Source organism: Streptomyces sp. 150FB, assembly GCF_000818195.1.
Taxonomy (GTDB): domain Bacteria; phylum Actinomycetota; class Actinomycetes; order Streptomycetales; family Streptomycetaceae; genus Streptomyces.
Genome location: NZ_JTHL01000001.1, coordinates 2,316,164 through 2,317,924, shown reverse-complemented (window position 1 = coordinate 2,317,924; position 1,761 = coordinate 2,316,164). Strand labels below are relative to the sequence as shown.

The window sequence follows — 1,761 nt, the reverse complement described above, 5'->3', positions numbered from 1 at the left end:
GCCCCGGCGGCCCCCGCCCGGCGCGGCAGCGCGCGCTGCACGAGGGCGTGCGCGGTCAGCACGCGCCGGTTGCGGCCGAGCGACGGCGGCAGGACGAGATAGGCGAGCCGCACGAGGCGGGGGTAGTGCTCGACCAGGGCCGCCTCGGCCTGTTCCACGCGGATGAACGCGGCGGCGGGGGCAGTTGGGGCGGTGGTGCCGGTGACGGTTTCGGATGGGCGCACGTTCAGCAGAACGAGCGGATGGTGCGATGGTCACCCCGGCGGCCGCGCGGGCTTCAGCTCTGCCCGTGGTCCAGGTAGGCCAGAACAGCGAGGACGCGCCGGTTGTCGTCGTCCGAGACCGGCAGGTCCAGCTTCCCGAAGATGTTGGAGGTGTGCTTGGCGACCGCTCGTTCGGTGACGACGAGTTGGGCCGCGATGGCGGCGTTCGACCTGCCCTGCGCGACGAGTTCCATGACCTCGCGCTCGCGCGGGGTGAGGCCGCCGATGGGCTTGTCCTGCGAACGGCGGGACAGGAGCTGGGAGATCACCTGCGGGTCCATGGCCGTACCGCCGGAGGCGACCCTGCGTACGGCGTCGATGAACTGGTCGGCGTCGAAGACCCGGTCCTTCAGCAGATAGCCGACACCGCCGTTGCCGTCCGCCAGCAGCTCGCGCGCGTAGAGCTGCTCGACGTGCTGGGAGAGTACGAGGACGGGCAGCCCCGGGCGCGCCCTGCGGGCGGCCAGCGCGCACTGGAGGCCCTCGTCCGTGTGGGACGGCGGGAGCCGGACGTCGACGACGGCGACATCCGGCTCCAACTCGGCGAACGCACGGGTGAGTTCGGGACCGCTCTCGACGGCGGCGAGGATCTCGAAGTCGTATGCCTCAAGCATCCTGACCAGCCCGTCACGCAGCAGGAAGAGATCTTCGGCCAGTACTACTCGCAAGGGATCTCCATGGTCGCCATGGGGCCGCGCTGGGGACTTCCGGCGGCCGGGACACGTCGAATGTACCGATCCCGGCCCGCCCGGGTGTCACCCCCCGAGCACCGCCGCCTCCAGCTCGGGCGGCAGCCCCACCGGAGCGCGGTCCGGCCGCTGCGGTGCCTCGCCGCCGGTCGACCGCAGCCAGGCCCAGGTGTCGGCGACCGTCTCGGCCACGGGACGGCAGCGCAGCCCGGCGGCGAGGGCCTTGCTGACGTCTCCGGCGTGCAGCGCGTCGTGGGACGCGCCGGGCGGCAGCCAGATGGGCAGTTGCGTCCAGGGCTCGATGCCGGCGGCGAGGACGGTGTCCGGGTCGGTCCAGCGCAGCTCGGCCGCGGACCCCGTGACCCGTACGCAGGCGTCGAGAAGTTCGCCCATGGTGGTGTGTCCGGGGGGACTGACCAGGTTGTACGGTCCGCCGAGCCCGTCGAGCACGGCACCGGCGATCCACTCGGCGAGGTCGCGGGCGTCGATGTACTGGAGCGGGTTGTCGCGCGGGCCCGGGGCGAGTACGGGGCCGCCGGCCGCGATCCTGTTCAGCCACCACGGCAGCCGCCCGATGTTCTCCTGCGGCCCGAGGATCAGGCCGGCCCGCACCAGCAGGGCCCGGTCGCCGAAGGCGGCCTCGGCGGCCAGTTCCCCGCCGCGCTTGTCCAGCGGGTAGCTGGACTGCTCGGCGTCGGCGGAGGCGCCCTCCACCAGCGGCCCTTCCTCGGTGAGGCCGGGCCCGGCGTCGGCGCCGTACACCGAGCGGCTGGAGACGTACACGTACCGCCCGGCCTGGCCGGCCAGCA

Annotated in this window: 2 protein-coding genes and 1 pseudogene; all 3 read right to left on the bottom strand. The window is 73.4% G+C overall.

Annotation, left to right across the window (positions count from 1 at the left end; all coding sequences use genetic code 11):
• Positions 1-224: pseudogene (locus tag QR77_RS09615) on the bottom strand (hypothetical protein); the annotation flags it as partial.
• A gap of 53 nt (positions 225-277) precedes the next feature.
• Complete coding sequence (locus tag QR77_RS09610) at positions 278-931, bottom strand: response regulator transcription factor (RefSeq protein WP_040020969.1); 654 nt, start codon at positions 929-931, stop codon at positions 278-280.
• Between the two features lie 87 nt (positions 932-1,018).
• On the bottom strand, positions 1,019-1,761 hold a 743-nt coding region (locus QR77_RS09605; protein ID WP_040020967.1), incomplete at its 5' end, for an NAD-dependent epimerase/dehydratase family protein.